Origin of the sequence: Paucibacter sp. Y2R2-4 (genome assembly GCF_025717535.1) — a bacterium.
Lineage (GTDB): Bacteria > Pseudomonadota > Gammaproteobacteria > Burkholderiales > Burkholderiaceae_C > Paucibacter_A.
In genome coordinates, this window is record NZ_JAJIRO010000001.1 from 1,310,425 (window position 1) to 1,333,544 (window position 23,120).

At 58.1% G+C, this 23,120-nt stretch carries 21 protein-coding genes; 11 read left to right on the top strand and 10 right to left on the bottom strand.

Annotation, left to right across the window (positions count from 1 at the left end; translation table 11 throughout):
- Nucleotides 1-6: 6 nt before the first annotated feature.
- From LNV06_RS05650 to LNV06_RS05675, 6 genes are all read left to right on the top strand, one after another.
- Nucleotides 7-1,527, top strand: a complete 1,521-nt coding sequence (locus LNV06_RS05650) for a protein adenylyltransferase SelO (RefSeq protein ID WP_263537232.1) — start codon at nt 7-9, stop codon at nt 1,525-1,527.
- On the top strand, nt 1,524-1,940 hold the full coding sequence (msrB, locus tag LNV06_RS05655; RefSeq protein WP_263537233.1) for a peptide-methionine (R)-S-oxide reductase MsrB: 417 nt from the start codon (nt 1,524-1,526) through the stop codon (nt 1,938-1,940). Before LNV06_RS05650 ends, msrB begins: the two co-directional genes overlap by 4 nt.
- 82 nt (nt 1,941-2,022) lie before the next feature.
- Nucleotides 2,023-2,685 carry a septation protein A gene (locus LNV06_RS05660; RefSeq protein WP_263537234.1) on the top strand — a complete coding sequence of 221 codons (663 nt, stop codon included), beginning with the start codon at nt 2,023-2,025 and terminating at the stop codon, nt 2,683-2,685.
- Entirely contained in the window at nt 2,682-2,984 is a 303-nt protein-coding gene (locus tag LNV06_RS05665; RefSeq protein ID WP_263537235.1) for a BolA family protein, read from the top strand. Before LNV06_RS05660 ends, LNV06_RS05665 begins: the two co-directional genes overlap by 4 nt.
- Nucleotides 2,985-3,065: 81 nt before the next feature.
- A complete protein-coding gene (locus tag LNV06_RS05670) occupies nt 3,066-3,863 on the top strand; it encodes a peptidylprolyl isomerase (protein WP_263537236.1) in 798 nt (265 codons plus the stop codon).
- A 185-nt stretch (nt 3,864-4,048) separates the two neighbouring features.
- Nucleotides 4,049-4,600, top strand: a complete 552-nt coding sequence (locus LNV06_RS05675) for a DUF2062 domain-containing protein (protein WP_263537237.1) — start codon at nt 4,049-4,051, stop codon at nt 4,598-4,600.
- Nucleotides 4,601-4,626: 26 nt separating this feature from the next.
- On the opposite strand, the gene LNV06_RS05680 is transcribed toward LNV06_RS05675, so the two are convergent.
- Nucleotides 4,627-5,322 carry an ABC transporter ATP-binding protein gene (locus LNV06_RS05680; protein ID WP_263537238.1) on the bottom strand — a complete coding sequence of 232 codons (696 nt, stop codon included), beginning with the start codon at nt 5,320-5,322 and terminating at the stop codon, nt 4,627-4,629.
- 60 nt (nt 5,323-5,382) lie between these two features.
- Here LNV06_RS05680 and LNV06_RS05685 point away from each other — a divergent pair, with 60 nt between their 5' ends.
- The gene (locus LNV06_RS05685; protein ID WP_263537239.1) at nt 5,383-6,009 is read left to right on the top strand and encodes an arylesterase; all 627 of its coding nucleotides are present in this window, start codon (nt 5,383-5,385) and stop codon (nt 6,007-6,009) included.
- Between the two features lie 9 nt (nt 6,010-6,018).
- On the opposite strand, the gene LNV06_RS05690 is transcribed toward LNV06_RS05685, so the two are convergent.
- Both LNV06_RS05690 and def read right to left on the bottom strand, forming a co-directional pair.
- The gene (locus tag LNV06_RS05690; RefSeq protein ID WP_263537240.1) at nt 6,019-7,956 is read right to left on the bottom strand and encodes a DUF6600 domain-containing protein; all 1,938 of its coding nucleotides are present in this window, start codon (nt 7,954-7,956) and stop codon (nt 6,019-6,021) included.
- A gap of 102 nt (nt 7,957-8,058) precedes the next feature.
- The gene (gene def / locus LNV06_RS05695; protein WP_263537524.1) at nt 8,059-8,595 is read right to left on the bottom strand and encodes a peptide deformylase; all 537 of its coding nucleotides are present in this window, start codon (nt 8,593-8,595) and stop codon (nt 8,059-8,061) included.
- Between the two features lie 47 nt (nt 8,596-8,642).
- Between def and LNV06_RS05700 the strand changes: the two genes are divergently transcribed.
- On the top strand, nt 8,643-9,614 hold the full coding sequence (locus LNV06_RS05700) for an MBL fold metallo-hydrolase (protein WP_263537241.1): 972 nt from the start codon (nt 8,643-8,645) through the stop codon (nt 9,612-9,614).
- Nucleotides 9,615-9,664: 50 nt separating this feature from the next.
- Here LNV06_RS05700 and LNV06_RS05705 read toward each other — a convergent pair whose 3' ends face one another.
- A complete protein-coding gene (locus tag LNV06_RS05705; protein ID WP_263537242.1) occupies nt 9,665-10,672 on the bottom strand; it encodes an NAD-dependent epimerase in 1,008 nt (335 codons plus the stop codon).
- Nucleotides 10,673-10,953: 281 nt separating this feature from the next.
- Here LNV06_RS05705 and wecB point away from each other — a divergent pair, with 281 nt between their 5' ends.
- Nucleotides 10,954-12,060 carry a non-hydrolyzing UDP-N-acetylglucosamine 2-epimerase gene (gene wecB, locus LNV06_RS05710; RefSeq protein ID WP_263537243.1) on the top strand — a complete coding sequence of 369 codons (1,107 nt, stop codon included), beginning with the start codon at nt 10,954-10,956 and terminating at the stop codon, nt 12,058-12,060.
- Nucleotides 12,057-12,800 carry a WecB/TagA/CpsF family glycosyltransferase gene (locus LNV06_RS05715; protein WP_263537244.1) on the top strand — a complete coding sequence of 248 codons (744 nt, stop codon included), beginning with the start codon at nt 12,057-12,059 and terminating at the stop codon, nt 12,798-12,800. Before wecB ends, LNV06_RS05715 begins: the two co-directional genes overlap by 4 nt.
- A gap of 44 nt (nt 12,801-12,844) precedes the next feature.
- Here the strand turns inward: LNV06_RS05715 and LNV06_RS05720 are convergent, their stop codons facing one another.
- Nucleotides 12,845-13,726: a hypothetical protein gene (locus LNV06_RS05720; protein WP_263537245.1), complete on the bottom strand. Its 882-nt coding sequence runs from the start codon at nt 13,724-13,726 to the stop codon at nt 12,845-12,847.
- Nucleotides 13,727-14,159: 433 nt separating this feature from the next.
- Here LNV06_RS05720 and LNV06_RS05725 point away from each other — a divergent pair, with 433 nt between their 5' ends.
- Nucleotides 14,160-16,070 (top strand): heparinase II/III domain-containing protein, encoded by a 1,911-nt coding sequence (locus LNV06_RS05725; protein ID WP_505190982.1) that lies wholly within the window; start codon nt 14,160-14,162, stop codon nt 16,068-16,070.
- Nucleotides 16,071-16,120: 50 nt separating this feature from the next.
- Here LNV06_RS05725 and LNV06_RS05730 read toward each other — a convergent pair whose 3' ends face one another.
- From LNV06_RS05730 to LNV06_RS05750, 5 genes are all read right to left on the bottom strand, one after another.
- Nucleotides 16,121-18,145: a heparinase II/III family protein gene (locus LNV06_RS05730; RefSeq protein WP_263537247.1), complete on the bottom strand. Its 2,025-nt coding sequence runs from the start codon at nt 18,143-18,145 to the stop codon at nt 16,121-16,123.
- Between the two features lie 37 nt (nt 18,146-18,182).
- The gene (locus tag LNV06_RS05735) at nt 18,183-19,307 is read right to left on the bottom strand and encodes a glycosyltransferase family 4 protein (protein ID WP_263537248.1); all 1,125 of its coding nucleotides are present in this window, start codon (nt 19,305-19,307) and stop codon (nt 18,183-18,185) included.
- A gap of 89 nt (nt 19,308-19,396) precedes the next feature.
- Nucleotides 19,397-21,262, bottom strand: a complete 1,866-nt coding sequence (gene asnB, locus LNV06_RS05740) for an asparagine synthase (glutamine-hydrolyzing) (RefSeq protein WP_263537249.1) — start codon at nt 21,260-21,262, stop codon at nt 19,397-19,399.
- Between the two features lie 75 nt (nt 21,263-21,337).
- A complete protein-coding gene (locus LNV06_RS05745; RefSeq protein WP_263537250.1) occupies nt 21,338-22,546 on the bottom strand; it encodes a glycosyltransferase family 4 protein in 1,209 nt (402 codons plus the stop codon).
- An 11-nt stretch (nt 22,547-22,557) separates the two neighbouring features.
- A complete protein-coding gene (locus LNV06_RS05750) occupies nt 22,558-22,992 on the bottom strand; it encodes a serine O-acetyltransferase (RefSeq protein WP_263537251.1) in 435 nt (144 codons plus the stop codon).
- Nucleotides 22,993-23,120 lie beyond the last annotated feature (128 nt).

Here is a 23,120-nt window from a genome sequence, read left to right on the forward strand (position 1 = left end):
GCCGCGATGCACATTTCCCCAGCGATCGTTACGGCTTCAGGTGAAGCCGACAACCTTGCCACGCCAAGCCCTTGGCTGAACCGTTTTGCAAGCTTGGGGCCCGCCTTTTTCACCGAGTTGGCGCCGCAAGGCATGCCCGCGCCGACATGGCTTGCCCAAAGCGCGGCATGTGCCGAGCAACTCGGCTGGCCGCAGGATTGGTGGCAGCGCGAAGACTGGCAATCCCTGCAAGTCTTCAGCGGCAACACGCTATGGCCCGGCATGCAGCCCATGGCGACGGTTTACAGCGGCCATCAGTTTGGCGTTTGGGCCGGCCAATTGGGCGATGGACGCGCGCATCTGCTGGGCGAAGTGGCCACCCCGCAAGGGCCGATGGAGATTCAACTCAAGGGCGCCGGGCTCACGCCCTATTCCCGCATGGGCGATGGCCGCGCGGTGCTGCGCTCCTCAATCCGCGAGTTTCTTTGCTCAGAAGCCATGGCCGGCCTGGGCATTCCGACCACGCGCGCGCTGGCCCTCACCGCCAGCCGCCTGCCGGTCCGTCGCGAAAGCCTGGAAACCGCCGCCATCGTCACCCGCGTCGCGCCCAGCTTCATCCGCTTTGGCCACTTCGAGCACTTTGCGCATTCCGACCAGCACGCCGAGTTGCGCCGCCTTGCGGACTTCTTCATCCAGCTGCACGCGCCCGAATGCCAAGAAGCAGAGTCGCCTTATGCCGCCTTGCTGGAAAAGATCGCCAAACAGACCGCTCGCTTGATGGCCGATTGGCAGGCGGTGGGCTTTTGCCACGGGGTGATGAATACCGACAATATGTCGATGCTGGGCCTAACGCTGGATTACGGCCCCTTCGGATTCATGGACGGCTTTGACCCTGGCCATGTTTGCAACCATTCCGACCACCAAGGCCGCTATGCCTTTGCGCGCCAGCCCAATATGGCGTTTTGGAATCTGCATGCACTGGCCCAGGCCTTCATGCCCTTGATGCCTGGTGCGCCAGAGGCGGCGGGCGAAACCTTGCTGCAAGCGCTGGAGCCCTACAAAACCGAGTTCGCTGAAGGTTTGCTCAGTCGCATGCGCGCCAAGCTGGGCTTGCAAATGCAGCAGCAGGACGACCGCAGCTTGATCGACGACTGGCTGAAGCTCATGGCCAGTTCGCGCGCCGACTACACCCAGTCCTTCAGACGCTTGAGCGCCCTGACTCCAAGCGAAGACCCGGCCCAGCTCCGCGACCTTTTCATCGACCGAGAAGCCCTAGGCGCTTGGTTGCAGCGCTACCAGGCAAGGTTGCAGGCGGAGAACAGCAGGGATGCCGAACGCGCTGCACGCATGCGCGCCGTCAACCCGGCGGTAGTTTTGCGCAATCACTTGGCCGAGGTGGCGATTCGCCAGGCTCGAGCAGGTGATTTCAGCGAAACCGAACGTTTGCTGAAAGTTTTGCAGCATCCCTTCGACGAACCTGAGCGGCCCAGCGATGCCGCGCTCCCGCCCGACTGGGCGCAAACCCTAGAGGTCAGCTGTTCATCATGAGTGAAAGCAACAAAAAATACCCGGTTCAGAAAACCGACGCCGAGTGGCGCGCCGAACTGGACCCCATGCAATACCAAGTGGCCCGCCACGCCGGCACCGAACGCGCCTTCAGCGGCAAGTATTGGGACCATTTTGAAAAGAACGGCCTCTACAAATGCGTGGGTTGTGGCACGCCGCTGTTCGAGCCCGACACCAAATTCGACGCCGGCTGCGGATGGCCCAGCTACTGGGCGCCCATCAATGGTGAGGTGATCGAGAGAGTGGTCGACCAGTCGCACGGCATGGTTCGGGTCGAGGTGCGCTGCAATCAATGTGGCTCACATTTGGGCCATGTCTTCCCCGACGGCCCCGAGCCCACGGGCGAGCGCTTTTGCATTAACTCGGCTGCGATAGACTTCGGCTCCGAACCCTGAGGGCTATGTGGGTCAAGATCGCCCAAGCGCGAATTTGCGCGTGTTCATACCTCATGCCGACCCCATTTTCTAGACGCCCCGAATGAAGCTCTTTCTCGATTTCCTGCCGCTGATTCTGTTCTTTGGCACCTTCAAATACGCGGAATCGCACAAGGAATGGGCTTCAGCCTTCGCCAGCGAGCACTTCGGTTTCATGGTCTCCGGCGGCGTGGTGGGCCTGGAAGAAGGCCCAGTTCTGCTCGCCACCTTGGTCGTCATGCTGGCCACGCTGACCCAGGCCCTGGTCATCAAGCTGCAAGGCAAGAAGATCGATCTGATGCTGTGGATCAGCCTGGGCCTGGTGGTCACCCTGGGCGGCGCCACCATCTGGTTCCACAACGAGACCTTCATCAAATGGAAGCCCACCGGCCTGTACTGGGCCATGGCCTTGACCTTCTGGGCCTCGCAAGCCTTCTGGGGCAAGAATTTGATCAAGACCATGCTGGGCGCCGAGCTCGAGTTGCCCACCGAAGTCTGGCAAAACCTAAACCGGGCTTGGGTGCTGTTCTTCGCCTTCATGGGGGTTTTGAACATCTATGTGGCCTACAGCTACTCCACGTCGGCTTGGGCCAACTTCAAAGCCTTCGGCACCACTGGCTTGATCTTGGTTTTCACCGTAGCTCAAGGCGTTTACCTAAGCCGGCACCTGCCCGAGCTGCCCGCCAAGGACGAAGCCGCAGGCAAGGAAGAAGGCAGCAAGCCATGAGCACCACACCCGCAAGTACACCGACAAGCACACCCAAGGCCAGCTTGGCTGAGATCGAAGCCCGGCTGCGCGCCAGCCTAGAACCCACGCTGCTGAAGCTGCAAGACGACAGCCATCAACACGCCGGCCATGCTGGCGCCAAAGAAGGCGGCCACTACAGCCTGAGCATCGTCAGCGCCCGCTTTACAGGGCTTAACCGAGTGGCACGGCATCGGCTCGTATATCATTGCTTGGCAGAGTTGATGCAGCAAGGCATCCATGCGCTGGCGGTTGATGCCCGCGCGCCGGAAGAAGCCTGAGCCCAGCAAATCCGCTCCACGTACTTACCCTTAAGCGCCCTCACAGGCGCCATTTTTTTAGCCCAATAAAGCGCCATCTCCATGAAGAAGAATTTGTTCGCCGTTGTGGCCTTGTCCGCCGCCCTGCTGCCCGTCTTGGCCAGTGCGCAAAACATCGCCATCGTCAATGGCAAGCCGGTGCCCAAGGCCCGCGCCGAGCAGTTGATTGCCCAGGTCACCAAGAGTGGCCAGCAGCAGCGCACGCCTGAGCTGGAAGCCCAGGTCAAGGACGAAGTCGTGCTGCGCGAGATCTTCCTGCAAGAAGCCGAAAAGCGCGGTATCCCTGCCAGCGCCGACTACAAGGCACAAATGGAAATGGCCCGTCAGAGCATTCTGATTCGTGAGCTGTTCGCCGATTTCGCCAAGAAGAACCCGGTGAGCGATGCCGATGCCAAGGCCGAGTACGACAAGTTCAAGGCCCAGAACAGCGGCCAAGAATTCCGTGCTCGCCACATCCTGGTGGAAAAGGAAGACGAAGCCAAGGCCTTGATCGCTCAGATCAAGGGCGGCGCCAAGTTTGAAGACCTTGCCACCAAAAACTCCAAGGACCCCGGCTCGGCCGCCAATGGTGGCGATCTGGATTGGGCCAATGGCAACAGCTATGTGAAGGAATTCACCGAGGCGCTGAGCAAGCTGCAAAAGGGCGAGATGACCCAAGAGCCGGTCAAGTCGCAGTTCGGCTATCACATCATCAAGCTGGAAGACACCCGCGAAGCCCAGTTCCCCGCTTTTGACGATGTCAAGGCGCAGATCGTGCAGCGCCTGAACCAACAAAAGGTCGGCAGCTTCCAGCAAGAGCTGAAGTCCAAGGCCAAGACCGATTACAAGTTCGCCAACTAAAGCCTCGAGGGCAGCGAGCCGGCGTATTGCTGGCTCGATGCTCCGAGCCTTTGGACGGTTTATTTGAGGGCCGCGTCTTGTCGAACACGAGGCCACCCTCAACTAGCTCGTACTGCCAACCCGCGCAGCGCCTTTGATGGCGGCGCGGGTTTCTTTTTTGATTGCATAGCCCAAGGACATTTCGCGTGTCTGCTTCCCGCCTGGCTCGTCGAATACTGCCGCACCCCGACACCTTGGCTCAAACCAAGGGCTTGAAGTGGTTAGGGCACTATCTGGCCCCGCGGCCTTGGCTGTGGGTGGCGCATCGCCGGCGTGTGGCCTTGGGCGTTGCGGTCGGGCTGGCTGCTGGCGTGATCCCACTGCCGACGCAAATGGTGCTGGCTGCCCTACTGGCCATCGTTTGCCGCGCCAATGTGGCGGCGGCGATTGCAGCGACCTGGCTGACCAATCCCTTCACCTTGGTGCCGATCTGGAGCTTGGCGATAGCGCTGGGCCGTATGGCCTCAGGCCACACCGGCCCGATCGCCACGCCGGAGATGCTGGCGATTGACTGGGCCCAACCCGCCAGTTGGTGGCCCTCGCTTTGGGCCGGCATCCAGTCGCTGGGGGAGCCGCTGTTGATCGGCCTGCCGCTCGCGGGCCTGGTGCTGGGCGCGCTGGCCTATCTGCTCGTTTACTTTGGCTGGTGGGCCGTCATCAAGGGCGAGCGCTGGCGGCGGCTGCGCCGTCGTCGATAGCCGCCCGCAATATCGCCTTCTGGTGTTCAGACACCGGTAGCGTCGACAACTTCGGCGGCCAAACCGCCGGCCTCGATGCGCAACTGCCGCTGGCAACGCTGCGCGATGCCGATGTCATGCGTCACCAAGACCAAGGTCGTACCCACCTCGCGGTTCAACTCGAACATCAACTCCATCACCGCTGCGCCGGTGGCAAAGTCCAAGCTGCCGGTGGGCTCGTCCGCCAGCAATAAAGCGGGCCGCATGACAAAAGCGCGCGCCAGCGCCACACGCTGCTGCTCACCGCCGGACAACACCCGCGGGTAGTGGCTCAAACGCTGCGACAGCCCCACGCGCCCCAACATCTGCGTGGCCAGGGCCCGCGCATCTCGGTCACCACGCAATTCCAGCGGCAGCATCACGTTTTCCAAAGCCGTCAAATTGGGCAGCAACTGAAAACTCTGGAACACAAAACCCAGCTCGGCACCGCGCACGGCGGCACGCTGGTCTTCGTCCAGCACAAACAGGTCTTGGCCGCGCAGACGGACCGTGCCGCTGCTGGGCGTGTCCAAGCCGGCCAGAATTGCCAGCAAGGTGCTCTTGCCGGAACCCGAAGCTCCGACGATGGCCACCGATTCCTGCGCCGCCAGGGTAAAAGAGATGTCGTGGAGAATCGTCAACTCGCCGGTCGCGTCTTGTACGCGTTTGCTGACCTGATCGACTTCAACAATATTGACTGCCATTGAACGGGAACCCTGGTGAAGACACTGAGACGACGAGATTGTGGCGCCTACTTTAGCGCCTTGACCCTAGCGGCCGTATTCACCAGCACCGGGTCAGGTCTTGCCCAGGCCACCGCGGCCAAAACCGCGCCCTTGCTCGTGGTGGTGGGCGACAGCCTGTCAGCCGAGTACGGGCTGTCACGCGGTCAAGGCTGGGTGGCTCTGCTGGAGCAGCGACTGCGCGAGCAGAAGCATCCCCATCAGGTCTTGAACGCCAGCATCAGCGGCGATACCACGGCAGGCGGCCGTGCTCGGCTGGGAGCGCTGCTGCAGCAGCACAAGCCGGCCATCGTCATCATCGAGCTGGGCGGCAATGACGCCTTGCGCGGCTTGCCGCTCGCCTCAACGCGCGAGAACTTGCTGGCGATGAGCCAAGCCGCCAAGGCCGCCGGGGCCAAGGTCTTGATTGCGGGCATGCAGGTGCCGCCGAACTATGGCGCCAGCTACGGCCGCGAATTTGCCGGCCTGTTCGAACAAGTGGCCAAGGCAGAAAAGACGGCCCTGGTGCCTTTCTTGCTGAAAGGCGTGGCCGACCGGCCAGATGCCATGGACTGGTTTCAGGCCGATCGCATCCACCCCTTGGCCAAGGCCCATCCCATCATGCTGGATCAGGTTTGGCCTGCCTTGCAGCCACTGCTCAAGAACTAAGTCTCAAGCTCAGCGCTCAGCTTCGCCACGACGGCGCTCACCGCTAGGACGAGCGGAGTCTTCGGCGCGACCGCGCCTGGGGCCAGCATCCTCAGCGCGTGGCTGAGGGGCCTGAGCTTGCGGGCGGGCCGGCTCGGCTTGGGGTCGCGGCATCTGAGGCGCTGAGGGCATTTCCATCGCCCTGGGCCGCTCGACTTGGCGTTCCACTTGCCGTTCAGCCGATCGTTCCATGGGCCGCTCAAATCCAGGGTTACGGCTCGGCCCCATATTGCGATCCGGGCCAGTGTCCGCTGCACGATCCGAGGTTCGCTCCGATGCGCGCCTTGCCAGCGCCTCACGCTCTTCGCGTTCAACACGCTGCGCACGCTCCAGCCGCTCCACTCGGTCCTGGCGCTCCCGCGACTCGTCGCGCATCACAGCCAGGCCCTGCGGCGTCGGGGCCGTTGGCGCAGCCTGAGTGCTCACAGCGCCAGGGCGCTGCGGCCCAGCCTCTACCGCCCCGGCTCCCGGCCGAGGCTGATCGCGGTCACGCTCACGTTCACGCTCACGTCGGCTCAGCTGTTCGCTGCGCCAAGCCATATCGGGCGCAGGGCGTTGCGGGGCGACAGCTTCAGTCACCGGGCGAACCGGCAGCGCGGTAGCAAGCTCTTGCCGAGCGGGAGGCGCAGGCAGCGGCCGTGCCGGACCGATTTCCTTGGCCGGCATGGCTTGCACAGCCCCGCCCTGCCCCGGCAAATAGCTGACGGCACCGGGCACCTCGAAATTGCTGCGCGGCCGCCGCACTGTGACCGGATCGGGGTCGATATTGATGCGATGCTTGTAGGCCGGGCTGTGCTGATAGTGCGGCACATAGACTTCACGCGGCGCCAAGGGGTACCAGCCGTAATGAGGGCGCGGGGGACGTGCTCCGCCAATCGTGACGCCAATGCTGACCGACGGCCCGCCCACCCAGGCCACCAGGGCCGGCGCATACACCGGTCGGCTCACATACACACCTGGCGACCAGCACCAGCGGCCACCCCAGCTGACCCAACGCCCATAGTGAAAAGGCGCAAAGCCCCAGGGCGCGTCGTCCACCCAGGTCCAGCCCCAATGGCGTGACCAAGCCCAACGACCATGGCGGTATGGCGCCCAGCCCACCGCCACCACGGTCGGGATCCAAACATTGCCGTACTCAGGCGACTGCTCCCAACGGCCATGCCGATCAAGATCTTCAGCGCCGGTCATCTCTGGCGAAACATAGCGTTGACTGACCCCGGAGGCAAAGATGTCGCCTTCGGCACGGCTTTGCGCCATCACCCAGTCGCCAAAGCCATCACCCCTTAAGGTTTGGCGCTCGGTGCGCGGGCCGCCGGCCCACCAGAACTCGGCCTGTTCACCGTCTTGCAGCCAAACCGGCTGGCTTTGCTCACCACGCTTGAATTCGAAGCGGCTGCGGCCCTGCATCGCGTAAACACGGCTGCCGCGATCGAGTTGCTCAACCCGGTACAGGCCTTCGCGCTCTGCAAACACCGTGCCTTCACGAGTCAGAACCTTGTATTCATTCACCGCTTCTTGCGAGCGCAAACGCAGGCCTAAATCACCTTTGGCCACTTGTAGCAACACGCGGCCTTCGTCCAGTTGGGTGAACTCCAAGTCGCTGCGCTCGTCCAACCACAAGCTGGTGGAGCCAATACGCAGGCTGATGCGAGATCGCTCATCGGTGCGCAGGCGATCGCCCTCCGCCACCGTCTGGTTGCGGGTGACACGCACCCACTCCTTGGTCTCGGCATCAAACAGCCAAGCGTCCCCAGTGACTTCGGCCACACGGCCCGCGCGCGTCGGCGGGTCGGCCCAAGCGCTGGGGGCAGCCAGGCCCAACAGGCCCGCAAGGCCAATAAGGCCCACAGCTAGCGCGAAGCCTCGGCCCCAAGAGGCGATTCGTTGATTCCAAGCGGCAGCAAACATGGCAAGCTCCTTCCGTGGAGTTCAACGCCCAGGCCCTCGTTCGCGCCGACCAGCTTTACAAACTATTGCACGGCTCCCCTCTAAAGAGGGATCCCGAGAGGCTCAGTCGTCGACGTTCGGGTCCAGCGCCGGGAACAGCACCGAGGTGTAGCCAAAACGGCTGAAGTCCTTGATGCGCATCGGGTACAGCAGGCCCTGCAGGTGATCGCATTCGTGCTGCACCACGCGGGCATGAAAGCCCTCGGCCTCGCGCTCAAAGAGCTGGCCCATTTCATCGAAACCGCTGTAGCGGATGCGCTCAAAACGATCGACCACGCCGCGCAAGCCCGGCACCGACAAGCAACCCTCCCAGCCCTCGACCTGCTGATCCGACAAGGGCGTGACAAGCGGGTTGATCAAAATCGTCGGCGGCACCGGCGGCGCCTCGGGGTAGCGCTCATTGCTTTGAAAGCCAAAGATCACCAGCTGCAAATCCACGCCGATCTGAGGTGCCGCCAAGCCGGCGCCGTTGGCCGCCTTCATGGTTTCAAACATATCGGCGATCAAGGCCTTCAAGGCCGGCGTGCCGAATTCAGTCACCGGCTGAGCCACGCGCAAGAGGCGCGGATCGCCCATCTTCAGGATTTCATGTACGGCCATCATCTGCCCTCTGAGCTATCGTGCGAGGGATTCTAAGGAGCCGCCCTGTGCACCATATTCCCGAGGACTTTCTCCAACCGCTGGGCGAAGGCATCTACGCCATCGATACCGGTTTTCAGCGCCCGCGCTTTGATGCGGCCTACCTGATCGTTGAGGCAGGGCGTGCCGCCTTCATCGACACCGGCACCAACCACGCGGTCCCGCGCCTCTTGGCGGCCCTGGCCTCGCTGGGCCTGACGCCAGACTGTGTCGACTGGGTCATCCCCACCCATGTGCACCTGGACCATGCCGGCGGCGTCGGCTTGCTGATGCAGTCTCTGCCCCATGCCCAAGTCTTGGTGCATCCGCGCGGCCTGCGGCACATGATCGACCCCTCGGCCTTGTTCAAGGGCGCCTTGGCGGTCTATGGCGCCGAGGAAATGCAGCGCTCTTACGGTGAGCTGCAGCCGGTGCCGGCGGAGCGAGCGCAGGCCAGCTTTGATGAGCAAACCATTCACCTGGCCGGCCGGCCGCTCTTGTTGATCGACACCCCCGGCCACGCTCGCCATCACCATTGCATTTGGGATGCTCGCAGCCAGTCCTGGTTCACTGGCGACACCTTTGGTCTGAGCTACCGGGAGTTTGATCAAGACGGTCGAGCCTGGCTCTTGCCCACCAGCACGCCGGTGCAGTTCGAGCCCGAGGCCTTGCGCGCCTCCGTGCAGCGCCTGCTGAGCTACGCACCGCAGTCCATGTTGTTGACGCATTACGGCCGCATTGGCCATAACGCAGAAGACGTGCAGCGTTTGGCCACGCTGCTGCTGGGGCAGGTGCAGCAGATGGAGGATCTAGGCCTTGCGCTGCGCAGCGCAAGCGAGCGCCATACGCAACTCAAGCTCGGCTTGCAAGAAATCTATCTGCAAAGTCTGCGAGCCCATGGCTGCCCCCTGCCTGAGCAGGCGCAACTAGACCTATTGGCCATGGACATCGAATTGAATGCCCAGGGGCTGGCGGTGTGGCTGGACAAGCAGCCCGCTTGAACTTGGCTTGAGCGACGACGCGGCGTTTGCCGCGTGTCACTCCAAGCAAATCAGACCTTGTAGTACTCGCGGTACCAGGCCACAAACTTGGCCACGCCGTCAGGCACCGGCATGGCGGGGCGGAATCCGGTCCAGGCGGCCAGCTCTTCCACGTCTGCATGGGTGGCGGGCACATCGCCGTCTTGCAGCGGCATGAAGTTCTTCTGCGCCTCTTGGCCCACCGCCTTTTCAATGGCTTCGATGAAGCCCATCAGCTGGATCGGGTCGTGATTGCCAATGTTGAAGACGCGGTACGGCGCATCGGAATGCGCCGGGTCGCTCTTCACCGGGTCATAGCCGGGCTCGGGCGTGGCCACACGGTCCAGGACGCGCACGACACCTTCGGCGATATCGTCGATGTAAGTGAAGTCACGAATCATCTTGCCGTGGTTGAACACATTGATGGGCTTGCCCTCAATGATGGCCTTGGTGAACAAGAACAAGGCCATGTCCGGCCGACCCCAGGGGCCGTAGACGGTGAAGAAGCGCAGGCCGGTGGTCGGCAGGCGGAACAAATGGCTGTAGGTGTGCGCCATCAGCTCATTGGCCTTTTTGGTGGCCGCGTACAAGCTCACCGGATGGTCCACGCTGTGATGCTCGGAGAAAGGCATCAAGGTGTTGCCGCCATACACGCTGGAGCTGGAGGCGTAGGCCAAGTGCTCCACCTTGTTGTGGCGGCAGCCTTCCAAGATATTGGTAAAGCCGACGATATTGCTCTCGATGTAAGCGTGCGGGTTCTCAATCGAGTAGCGCACCCCGGCCTGGGCCGCCAAGTGCACCACGCGGTCAAACTTCTCGGAGGCAAACAGCTGGGCAATGCCGTCTTTATCGGCCACGTCCATCTTCACAAAGCTAAAGCCCGGCAGCGGCGTCAGGCGCGCCAGGCGGTCATGCTTGAGTTGTGGGTCGTAGTAATCATTGAGATTGTCCAGGCCGACCACCTGGTCGCCGCGGGCCAGCAAGAGCTGGCTGACATGCATGCCGATAAAGCCGGCCGCGCCGGTAACGAGAACTTTCACGCAATCTCCTGGTTCATGGGCTTTGTCTTTTTTCGCCCGCCTGCCCTGTGCAACGCCATGGGGTGTCGCAGCCCGGCATTCTCGCCGAGAAGCATGACTGCGACCCCGCTGTCGGCACACAAGCTCGCCCCTACGCCGTGAAGCCGATCACGCAGGCAGGTTTGTCATTGCCATCAAGCCTACACAAGCCCCCCATAGAATGGACCTCTAAGAGGAAAGACCAACCTATACAACAACCTGATGCCCATGCAGGCATCCGCACCTTGCGAGAACACCAGCCCATGACCCAGCCTTGCATTCACCTGATCGCCGGCGCACGCCCCAACTTCATGAAGATCGCGCCCATCGTGCGAGCGCTGCAGGCCGACGGGCGCCTGGCCTGGAAAATCATTCACACCGGTCAACACTACGACCGGGATATGAACGATGTGTTCTTTGAAGAACTCGGCATCCCCGCCCCCGATGTGCGCCTGGGTTGCGGTGGCGGCAGCCACGCCGAGCAAACCGGCAAGATCATGGTGGCCTACGAGGCCCTGGTCGCCGCCGACAAACCCGCCGCTTGCTTGGTGGTTGGTGATGTCAACTCCACCGCCGCTTGCTCCATCGTTGCTAAAAAGGCCTGCATTCCGGTGGCCCACGTTGAGGCCGGCCTGCGCAGCGGCGACATGAGCATGCCCGAGGAAATCAACCGTTTGGTCACCGACGCCATCACCGACTGGTTCTTCGTCACCGAGCCCAGCGCCACCGAGCACCTGAAGCGCGAAGGCCGCGATATGAATGTGGTGTACGACGTTGGCCATGTGATGGCCGACAACGTGCTCTACCAAGCCGACAAGCTCAGCAAAACCGCCGACACCAGCAGTTATGAAACCGACGCCTACAAGCGTCAGCACGCCCGCTACGGCGTCGTCACCCTGCACCGCCCCAGCAATGTGGACAGCGCCGAAGCGTTGGAGCGCATCGCCACCGTGCTGCGCGCCGTCTCGCCAGAGCTGCCACTGGTGTTCCCGGTACACCCACGCACTCGCGCCAATATTGAGAAGTTCGGCGTCGACCTCGGCGCCAACGTCACCCTGATGGGCCCGCAAGCGTATATGTCCTTCTTGCACCTGTGGAAAGACGCCGTCGTGGTGCTGACCGACAGCGGCGGCCTGCAAGAAGAAACCACCGCCCTGGGCGTGGCCTGCATCACCATGCGCGAGAACACCGAGCGCCCCATAACCGTCGACGAAGGCAGCAATGTGCTGGCCGGCACCGACCCCGATGTCATCATCCCGCTGGCCATGGACGCCATCAAAAACGGCGGCAAACGTGGTCGTCGCCCCGCCCTGTGGGACGGCAAGTCGGCGGAGCGGATCGTGAAGATCTTGGCTGAGAAGCTGGTATGAGCCGGCCACGCATCCAGATGATGGGTTGCACCATCGACAACCTGACCATGGCTGAAACGGTGAAGACCATTGAAGGCTTCATCGCCAGCGGCAAGCCTCATCAGCATGTGGTCGTCAATGTCGATAAATTGGTCAAAGCCCAACATGACCCAGAGTTGCGGCAAATCATCAACGATTGCGCGCTCATCAATGCCGACGGCATGCCCGTCGTCTGGGCCTCGCGCCTGCTCGGCAAGCCCTTGAAAGAGCGTGTGGCAGGCGTTGATTTGTTCGAAGCCCTGATGGCGGGCGCTGCCGAAAAAGGCTGGCGAGTCTATTTGCTGGGCGCCAAGGAGGAGATCGTTTCCAGGGTGCGAGACATCTACAGCCACAAATATCCAAAGCTCGTGTTTGCGGGATACCGCAATGGCTATTGGAAGCCCGAAGAAGAAGCGGCCGTGGTGGAGCAAATCACCGCAGCCAAAGCGGACCTGCTCTTTGTCGCCATCAGTTCGCCGAAGAAAGAGCAGTTCCTGGGGGCCTACCAGTCACAAATGAAGATCCCGTTCGCCATGGGCGTGGGCGGTACTTTTGACGTCGCGGCTGGCAAGGTCAAACGCGCGCCTGTTTGGATGCAAAAAACCGGCTTCGAGTGGTTCTACCGCTTCCTGCAAGAACCGCGTCGCATGTTCAAGCGCTACTTTATCGACGACGTGGCGTTTTTTGGTTTGATGCTGAAAGAGTGGCGTCAAAAAGGCTAGGGCCAAACGCAGGCCCCGGCAACGCTCAAAGACCACCGAATGGGCTACAGCATGTATTGCTGTAGCCCTTTTTTGAGTCCGAACGGCTCGATTGCCTGCACGCTCTTCGCATGAACCGCCTGGCCTGCCCAACGCCGACCATTGTTTCTATTGCTTGCATATTGACGTGGCGATCTGAGATTTCCATCACTAAAGCCAAAGCAGCAAATGCCGACAATGCCCTTACGGCCTAACCCTTGGTGAGCGGATGAGATGAGCTCGCTGCCCCAACCATGGACTGCGCCGTGCAAGGTAGTAGCCAGCGAGTCGTCCAGCATCATGAAGTACCAGCCCCCTTTCAAGCTCCGTCGAGTTACACCCTTGATCAATGTTCTAACTGTCTGCACGGTTATCAGCGCCTGCGGCGGCGGAGCGGGAAGTGACAGCGGTACCGATAGGTCCATAGCGGCAATCGCACCGAGTGGTGAAGCATCGGGGGCAATAGCTGCAGCGCCAAGCGCCTCGGAGCCGGCCCAATCAGCCGCATCAGTGCCAGAGGCACCAGCCTCCGCATTGGGATCAAACGGGGCGGCCAGTGGACCAAACGCCCAAGCTCTAGCCGCGAAAACGCTCGACACCAACACCAAGATAGCTGCCACACCCAATCCGGCAGCAGCGGCCACAAAAACAGCCGAGCCCATCCCAGCGATCAACGCCGCCGCTCCGACTGCAGCTGTCACTAGCAAATTAGTGCCAGCAACGCCAACACCAAGTGCGGCTCCTACAGCCACCACAACAGCCGCAGTGGCACCCAGAATTGTGGCGACTGGGCCCTCACAGGTGCTACCCAACTTGCCGCCTTTGATTGCACCGCCAACGCCTGCACCTACCCCGCCCGCCCCTTCAGTAGTGAACGCGGTCGTCACCTCGCCGATCAAAGCCACCATCTCGCCCACACCCGCGGCAGCCGCAAATTGCACCGCCGCACTACAGTCAGACTTCGTCGACACCATTTCTTGGACTTACCGTCGACTTCTCCCCGCAGACTGCCAAGCTGTCAACGTCTCAACTCCGGTATTTGTTTGGCCACAGCCTGAGAATCGCGACCGCAACAAGCCTTGGTCTTTTGTGCTCAAGAAAGCCTCAGGCGAAGCTGTACTTACGCGCAGCACTCCAATCCCGCGGATTTACCTGCACGACCTGCCCTTGAGTGCCGGCGCTTACCAATGGCAAGTGACTTTCATAGACAGCCTTGGGAAACCCCAGTCAAGCGGATGGCGGAGATTCAATATCACTCCGCAGGCATCTGGCGTCCTACTACCTAGCGGAGCAGTTGTTGCCACGAAGGCTGCCCAAAAGCCTAGCCCCCGACTAATTCCTGTGGGCAGCACATATGCAAGCCTTGGGAAATTAGCCTCATCCGGCGAATATGCTGCGGCCTATATGGAATACAACGCGCAAGCAGCCCGAGAATTTAGTTCAGCAGGCCCGTCTTTAAACAAATTACCCCGATCAATTCAACCCGTAAACGGTCAATACACTACCGCATCCGTAGCTAGCATTCGGGCACTTCAAGATGCTGCCAGCGCCGATGCAAGTGCTTTAGAAATACTTGCAATTTCATCAAACTTTACTGGTAAATCAGCGTATGAGCAGGCCGCCATCGCGCGACTACTTGCTCTCGCAGCTGTGCCTACACGGGGAGATTCAAGCGAAGCAAATGCCGACCAAGCTAACAGAATCATTTATGTAGCTTTGGCCAAAGGCCTTGATTACCTTGGCCCCAAGCTTAGTCCTGTTGAGCGGGTGACAGTGGCCGATGCTCTTAAAGATCGCATATCTCAGGTCATAGCCAATATAAACAGTCTTGACGGCGTGCCCTACGACTCACATCAGCTTGCATCGTTGCACCATTTGGTTCAAGCATTGATGCTTTGCAGTGGGCGCAGTGAAATACCAGAAGCTCGCGCCTGGCTAGAAACAGTCTGGGAACTTTGGGTAACAACCACAGGCAGTTGGGCAGGAAGCGATGGGGGATATGGCAATGGGAACACCTACGCTTGGTATGACTTCTCAGTACTACCTCAAACTTTGGCAACGGCGAGGTTAATTACTGGAGTTGATCTGAGCAAATGGGAACCAGTCAAGCGAGCAGGAGAATTCTTTGTCGCCTTTACTCCGGCCAACACAAATCTTCGAAATTCTTTTGGCGACGGTGTAGAAACACCACAGATGTACGACGCCTACAGCTTTGATAACTTCCGACTGTACGCAGCAATGATGGGACAAGCATCATACGAATGGTATTGGCGGGCAAAACCCTCCAACATCAATCGGTCGTCAGCCATCAGTCCACTGCACTTCTTCATTCTGGGTGAAGGCCTGACAAAAGCGACTGCGGCAGCACCAACACAACTCGTCAGTGAATTTCGCGATGCTGGATTGGTGGCAATCCACTCATCAGCTACTTCTTCAAATCGCTCAAGTTTGTATTTCAAATCCAGTCGAATGGGAAGTTTAAATCACTCTCACGCTGATCAAAATTCGTTCAACTTCGTTTCACAAGGTCGAGACATTCTTATCTCGGGCGGGTATTACCCGTACTTCGCCTCGCCTCACCATTTGGCGGTTACACGCGCTACACGATTTAAAAACGCGTTGACTTTCGATGGTGGAATTGGGCAAGCGGAGCCAACGAATGATCCGGTAAAACCTGGCAATCCGGTATTCTCCTCAGACCCGCGCGGTGAGTTAATTAGTTCCCAAACCCTCGGCGACTGGACGACCGTCACCGGCGACGCTACTCTAGCCTATCGTGGGAAAAATCCGACGTCGCAGGCTTGGAGCCCTTTGCTTTCGGCGAGTGTTCGCACGGTAAGCTACAACAGCAAGGCTAAGTTATTGTTAATCTATGATTGGGCAACCAGCGCAACGGCCCGCAAATGGGAACTCAACTTTAACGCACCAACTGAATTCACCAAAGTTGGCAATACAATTAAAATTGTGAATTCACCGGCATCGGCGTGCATTGAGAATTTTGGACCGACCGGATCCTTTACATTGAGCTCAGGATTCCCGGTAGCGCCTGAGGTTAGTCAACCCACCCAATATCAAGCGCGATTCAATGTAGCATCAGCCAGCAAGGAGTTTGCGAGCCTGACGATAGTGAGAGAAGACTGCAATCAAATGCCAATAAAAGTAAACTTCTCTGGAACAGCCGCAACAATACAAATCAACAATACCTCCAACTCATTGGCATTTGATAAAAAGGCCACAACGATCACTCCGTGAGCGAAGCGAGCAGTCAATTTAAAGATTCGCCTGCGATGTCGTGAAAATCCTTAGCAATTAGGTTCCCTACATTCACAAATGAAACGGGTTCTTATCACTTGATTTGGAAACAGTAACGCTCGAATGCATAGCACAGGCGCTGGCGTTTTTTTGTAAAATTCGCTAGAAACCCAGCCCTGTATTGGATTGCACGCTCCAGTCTTAATAAGCGACTCGAAAGTACCAATACTCTTCTCACCCGGATCAATCTCTACTCGCAGAGAATTCTTGACCGCCTCCAACATATAAACATTTTCGACTCCGGGCAATTCGACAAATTTAGCCGTTGCAGCTGCATGCCAATGCAGTTCCACCGAATGAGCCTCCTTACATTCCAGCCAATCTTCAACCTCAACAGCATCACCATCACGTGCAAGCGTTACACGTCGGTGATGAATTACGGAATCGGCAAGCCGTCGATACCCATCGTGGCAGGCATGAAATTGCTCAGAACTTTGATCTGTAAAGATTTTCGTTTTTATGTCTTGCAGCCACAAAAAACTTCCGCCGTAAATCGATTGATCCTGACCGTCAACCGTCAGTGTGTTATGCGCTCTCGTTCCCCTGAAAAAATGCCGCCACTCCGGTGAGGAGTTGTAGCAGTACGTACCGGGGTCTACCAAGAGTTCCTCACCACGGGCACTAACCAAGATTGAAAGTGCATCGGCATGACCGTGCCCGGCAATACCGTTGTACCCCAATGGGCCGCAATCTACCGTGATGCGGAACTCATCAGGGGTATGTAGCCTATGACCCAAGATAGCGTAACCACCAGCCTTAAATTGCGAGGGTAGTTCGAGTAAGTCGCTCGAAGTGGCACTTGGGGCGGCAGTGGTTAAAAACCAAGCGCTTTGGCAGTCAACTGCCTTCCCCACTTGCTGCACCTTAGCTTGCAAATCAGGCCGATCGAATAGTTTTGCACCAAGCGCCAGCATAGAGTGGTACTTATTGCGCATAGGGCTATATCCCAGGCAGAAAATTTCACCATCGTCTGAATCACCAATCGAAGGGGCATGGCCAGCACAGTCCAACATGGCAGCCATAAAAACCATAGCTGATTCTATTCGCCCCCAGAAGTGAGAACTGAATTCATTTGCATTCATTCGCCCGCAAAGGCCAGCCGCGAGCAAGAACTGCAAGGCAAAATGATGGTAACCAAAAGCCTGTTCTAAATTGACCCCATCAGTTGCAAACTGCTTGAGTGCTTCGTTTTCCAACAATGATTTAGCATGCTGCCGTAGTTCTCGAACATCGCTCCAATAGTCCCACGTTTGCCCAGCAACAAAAACTCCTGCTGCCTCCCCCAACAAATGGTTATTGGAGGAAGAGTGCAGCGAATAGTTGTCGCTTGCAAATCTGATGTGCTGATAGATACTTGTCCGCCAACTTGCAAGCAGTGCAGCCCCAGCTTCTCCTTCGAACAAGGGTGACTTTTCCCCACCAATCAGATGCCACGTCAAACTCCAGTTGATAAGGCGAATACCGTGCTCAACTGGCGATGACCAGTTTGGTCCATTCGGATAAAGGCACGCATTCAACCAGCTTTTCAAAAAACGGCCAATCGCGTGCAAATACACTTTGTCATCACTGACGGCATAGGCTTGGGCGAGCCTAACCAGCCATAAGTGGCGACTCAACTCCCAAAGGTATTTGATATCGACCCCGCCCTCTATGGCGCGGAAGTCAATTGCGAGACCAAACGTCATAGGGATCTGCTTCCCGGTTTTTGGGTCGCAATTCCATTCCGGTCCGGCAAGCCCCAAGGGGGCGCGGATATCAAAGATCGGAACGCCCTCCCTGAGCAGGCTCTCTGCCGAAGCAATCAATTGTTCTCGCTCATGCGAATCTAGAGTCGGAACCCTGACCCAAGCTAAGGCTACCGGGCTTGCTGAAAGCAAAGGTGGGCAACGGCGCGCATCAAAAAAGCCATGAGACTGCGCAGTTATTCGCAGCAGGCTTTGAATACGGTAAGGGATCTCGGCAGGACTAATTCGACTAAGGCGCCGACAAAGCCAGACCAGGCGTTGCTTGTTCAAGAGTGCCATAGAAGAGTATCAACCCAAAGACGCCATTTCACGAGAGGCCAGTTTTTAACGAGCTCGTTGAATCAGTTTTCAACAAAGGTAATTTCTTGACACCCGCTTGGCGATATATGTTCAGGAGCGTAGGCAAATTAGCATCGTTCGAGAACTTGGCTTCGAATGCCAATCGACCATTTTGGCCTAAGCGGTGAGCCAAGTCTCTATCGCTAAGCATTAGTGTTAGTGTCTCAGCCAATTCGTTTACATTGCCAGGCTGAACTAATCGCCCAGAAACTTCATGCTCAACAGCTTCAGCGATACCGCCAACGGGGCAGGACACTACTGCACGAGAACGAGCCATAGCCTCCAATATGGCCATTGGTAAGCCTTCATAATACGAAGGGAGCGCAAATACCCAGGCTCGTTTGAAAAGCTCTTCTTTTTGTTCGGCGTTTACCCAACCAACGTAATGGACTGCCTGGCTTAGACCAAGGCGGAGTGTTTCAGCCTGTAACTTCTCGACTTCACCGTCTCCTCCGACCAGGAGACGGGCATCCGGAATACGCTGAAAAACAATCGCGAAAGCATTTAGTAGGTCGAACGTCCCTTTTCGATCACCAATACGACCCAGAAACAGAACAGCGGGTTGAATCGGCAAGGTCGTGGCCGAATTACCATTTCTTTGGGCCGACAGTGAGTTGAAAACGATGTCTACCGTCGCTTGGGGCTCAACCTTGAGTACCCAAGAGCGCCATTCTTTTGACAATGCCAGTACGCGAAACGAACGCCGAAACAGATATCGAATGCATGCTTGCCGCCAACGACTCCCATCTGCATAAAACGTTTCAAAGTCACTGCCATGCAAATGAACAACTACGGGCACCTTCAGCAAGAGCGCTGGCCATAGCAAGACCAACTTACGCCAGAAACTGCCGTTGTGCGAGGTGTGCGCATGAACCAAAGAGACGCGCTGCATGCACATTGCCAACCACAACGACCAACAAGCTTGGATGAAGGGCAATACTCGCCCCAAAGATGAACGATCGTGGTGACTTGCGAGAAAACGCATGGCCCCGTTTTCGAATAAGCCCGCCTGCTGATACTGACGAATAACCGTCGCAATGCCGCCTTTGCCATCAGGCGCCGTCCCGACCATCCAAATTTGTCGTTCAGTCATCTTGTTTTGTTATCAATATGCAGAAGGCTTCTTCACAAACCCTCTGGACATCTCAAGAAATAGAATTCGCATTGTTACTAGACCGCACACTAGGCAATCAAATCTGCCATTCCCCGACGCCATACGACCAAGCCAAGCAGGGCAAATATCTCGCGGGAACGATCTCGGAATCGTCGCTGATGTTCATCCCACAATCGCCTCAACTCGCGGGACTCGACCCCAAGCTCAGCCAAGGTCGCCCCCTCAAACAGCAAGGCTTCACATCGTTCGCGCCAAGCGCCGCGCACCATTTCTCCGACCGGAACCTGAAATCCCTTTTTGGGGCGATGGACAATCGCCTCGGGCAAATAGCGCTCAGCCATGCGTTTGTGCACAATTTTGGACTTGCCAAGTGACAACTTGTAGTGCGCAGGGAAAGATTCAAGCAAACGCACAAGGTCAGTGTCCAAAAGTGGCACGCGAGCTTCAATACTGTGAGCCATGCTGACTTTGTCGCCATAGAGGAGCAAATCGTCGGCCAGACCCATTCGCATATCAATGCTCATCATCCGTTCTGCATCGGTCAAAGGCCGCCCTTTCGCCGCCCAGTCCAGCCAGTGCTGGATTGACTGCAAGGCTCGCCCAGCATCCGCCCGACCAGTAAGGCCGAGCCTGCTGGCCGCAGAAAACACGCCGTACTCTCGCTCGAAACGCTGTGCTACATCGGCAATGGATGCCGAATGTGCACTACGCAAAACAGCATCTGACACACCCGGCAGGCTATCCAGCAATGGGCGCAACAATGAAATGGCGGAACTGAACAAAGGCAGCTTGCGAACCAATTCACCCTGGTAGCGTTTGTAGCCACCCAAAAGTTCATCGCTCCCTTGACCCGTCAACACAACAGCGACATCCTCACGGGCCCGTTTGCACAAGAACCACATGGGCAAGGCCGAGGTTGTCACCAACGGCTCTTCAGTGGAACTAACGGCCAACTCCAAGGCGCCCCAGAGATCTTCGTGCCCAAGGCGTACTACGTGGTGAGGCAGGCCCAAAGTCTTGGCGGTGTGCGCCGCATCATCGATCTCACAAGCAGGCCCCGCCTCTTGATATCCGACGGTAAAGCAAGGCGTCTTGACCCCTGCATCGACCGCCATGGCGGCCACCAAGGCCGAATCAATGCCACCCGACAGCAAGATGCCCACCGGCACATCTGATAGCAACTGCCGCCGCACTGCCGTACTCACAGCAGACTGGTAGAGCTGCGTGGCTTCGTCGAGGCTGCCACCGTAGACCGATTGCCCAGCCTGGGCATAACAGTGCGTATGGGCTTCACCACTGTCCAAGTGCCGGCATTGCACATGCGCCGCTGGCAAGCGCTGCACACCCTTCAACAAAGTGTGAGGCGAAGGCACAAATCGCAGACTCAGATAAGTACTCAATGACTCTTTATCCAAGCCAAAACGCTGGCCAGTGACTGCAGCTAAGGCCCGAATCTCTGAGGAGAACCCAAAACCTGAAGACGTATCGGCAAAGTACAAAGGCTTTACACCGAAAGGATCTCTGACCAGATACAACTTGCGTTCGAGTAAGTCCAATGCTGCGAACGCAAAAATGCCATTCAAGCGGCGAATGGTCGCGTCGACACCCCAGGCGCTCAGGGCCTCGACCAGGGTCTCAGTGTCAGAGTGCCCTCGCCATTGGCGATCCAAGTCTTGGCGCATCTCTTGATGGTTGTAGATCTCACCATTGAAGGTCAGCAACCAGCGCCCGTCTGCGCTAGCCATGGGCTGAGCACCGGCCTCTGTGAGATCCTGAATCGCCAGTCGGGTATGACCGAACCAAACTGTTTTATCACCAACAGTCACCGCCTTTTCGCCCGAACCATCGGGGCCGCGATGGCGCAAGGCCTGCAACACCTCATTGGCGACTATCGGCTTCTCTCGAGCCTGTATCACTCCCACTATGCCGCACATCGTCTACGTCCTCCCCTACCTTACTTCTCACTCTTGTTTAGTTCTGGATCATGACCGGCTCTTGTGACGCTGAAGTCAGCGCCTACAGAGACCCTCATAGACCGAGGCCACATTCTTGGCCAAAGTTTCGTACGAACGGTGTTCGGCCACCCAGCGCTTGCCGGCTTCGCCGCACGCGCGGGCATATACCGGGTCATTGAAAATTCTCAAACAAGCGGCCGCAAACGCATCGACATCCATGGGCACGCAAATACCACCGGAACTAGCATCGATCACCAAGCGTTGATCAGGAATGTCATTGCCTACGCAAGGTAGACCCAGCGCGAGATACTCCGCCGCCTTTGTCGGTGACGACACATCGAACAATTCACCACGCGGAATAGGCGACAAACCAATGTCCGCATGGCGGAGCAAAGCCAGTCCTTCGGACTGGGGCAGCCAACCGGTCAGCCATACGTGCTCGCTCAAGCCGCTGTCAGCGATCGAACGCCGTATCCACTGCTGCTCGTCAGGGCTCGCCCCATCTCCGACCAAGAGCAGCATTGCATTGTGCTCATGCAGCCTGACCTGCTGAAGTACTTCAAGCAAAAACTGGGAATGCCGGGACTGGCCCAAAGTACCCAGGTAAGCCAAGACTTTGCGGTCTGTCATTTGAGGGGGCCTGGGCTTCAAATTCTGCCCCTGCGCAAACAACGCGAGGTCCACCCCCATCGGCACGGCAGTCATTCTGCCGCGAGGCACGCCCTTAACCGCCATGAACTCCAGCATGGCATCGCTTTGAACAAAGAGGTGGTCAACCCGTGGAGCCAGCCATTTGTAATAGATGTGCCCCGCACAGGCGGCACGAAGTCGATAAAAGAGCTGCTTGCCTAAACCCTGACTCGCCCCTACCTGTTCCGCCCTCACCTTGAAACCCTCGGCAAAGGGAAATGACATCCAATAAGTCATCTTACGCCCCGTCAGGCGGGCAATCCAAAGCGCGAGCAGGCCAGTTCGAATCTTGTCTCGGACCTGAATGATGCGATGTTCAGGCTCGAGCAGGCGCAACAGCGCCAAGTCGTGCAGGGGGCGACGCAATTGCCCGGCCAGTTCAGTTTCCTCGCCACCATGGACATGCGCAACGCCAGCGGGCCAAGCCCTACCCTCTGCCAAGGATTTTCCGGCTTTCAGTTGGCCAAATAAATCAGATTCGATGCCGAGTTGCTTCAACTCCTTGCCAAACAGCACGGACACATCAGGACGCCCCGCTGGCAAATAGTCGTACATCAAAAAAAACAAACGCATGCCCAAGTGGCCTAAGGCTGCTCTTTTGGCTTGGAGACACCAGGCAAGAGCTTGGCCGGCACTCCAACCGCGATAGCACCAGCCGGCACATCGATCAGCACGACGGCATTGGCGCCGATCTTGGCACCCCGACCAATTCGCACAGGCCCTAACACGCAGGCACCTGCACCGACTTCCACGTCGTCCTCCAAGATTGGCACTTCGAAAAAACCAGAGCGTCCGCCAATGGTGACATTCTGCGAAATTTTGACCCTATCACCGATGACGGCACGGGCGTGCACGACGACGCCCAATCCGCTATAGCCAAACAAAGCATCTTTGCCGACTTTTACGCTGGGCGGCAACGCAATAGAAAAAACAATCCGGTTTAAGACATAAAGCAGTCGCGGCAAAATTGGTACCCGATGGGAGAGAAGCCAATGCGCCAGGCGAAACAAGGAAATCACAACATATTCCCAACATTAAACAAGCAAAGACTGACGGTTTAAACGTTCCCTTTGAGCACAAAACCAACAGTGCAACTACTCTTTGTTACAAAACACCGGAACCAAACGCCAATCAGACAACGGTCTAA

Coding starts and splice junctions, on each gene's coding strand:
- LNV06_RS05650 (WP_263537232.1), top strand. CDS start 7: ATGCACATTTCCCCAGCGATCGTTACGGCTTCAGGTGAAGCCGACAAC.
- msrB (WP_263537233.1), top strand. CDS start 1,524: ATGAGTGAAAGCAACAAAAAATACCCGGTTCAGAAAACCGACGCCGAG.
- LNV06_RS05660 (WP_263537234.1), top strand. CDS start 2,023: ATGAAGCTCTTTCTCGATTTCCTGCCGCTGATTCTGTTCTTTGGCACC.
- LNV06_RS05665 (WP_263537235.1), top strand. CDS start 2,682: ATGAGCACCACACCCGCAAGTACACCGACAAGCACACCCAAGGCCAGC.
- LNV06_RS05670 (WP_263537236.1), top strand. CDS start 3,066: ATGAAGAAGAATTTGTTCGCCGTTGTGGCCTTGTCCGCCGCCCTGCTG.
- LNV06_RS05680 (WP_263537238.1), bottom strand. CDS start 5,322: ATGGCAGTCAATATTGTTGAAGTCGATCAGGTCAGCAAACGCGTACAA.
- LNV06_RS05690 (WP_263537240.1), bottom strand. CDS start 7,956: ATGTTTGCTGCCGCTTGGAATCAACGAATCGCCTCTTGGGGCCGAGGC.
- def (WP_263537524.1), bottom strand. CDS start 8,595: ATGGCCGTACATGAAATCCTGAAGATGGGCGATCCGCGCCTCTTGCGC.
- wecB (WP_263537243.1), top strand. CDS start 10,954: ATGACCCAGCCTTGCATTCACCTGATCGCCGGCGCACGCCCCAACTTC.
- LNV06_RS05715 (WP_263537244.1), top strand. CDS start 12,057: ATGAGCCGGCCACGCATCCAGATGATGGGTTGCACCATCGACAACCTG.
- LNV06_RS05720 (WP_263537245.1), bottom strand. CDS start 13,726: ATGGTGGCTTTGATCGGCGAGGTGACGACCGCGTTCACTACTGAAGGG.
- LNV06_RS05735 (WP_263537248.1), bottom strand. CDS start 19,307: ATGACTGAACGACAAATTTGGATGGTCGGGACGGCGCCTGATGGCAAA.
- asnB (WP_263537249.1), bottom strand. CDS start 21,262: ATGTGCGGCATAGTGGGAGTGATACAGGCTCGAGAGAAGCCGATAGTC.
- LNV06_RS05745 (WP_263537250.1), bottom strand. CDS start 22,546: ATGCGTTTGTTTTTTTTGATGTACGACTATTTGCCAGCGGGGCGTCCT.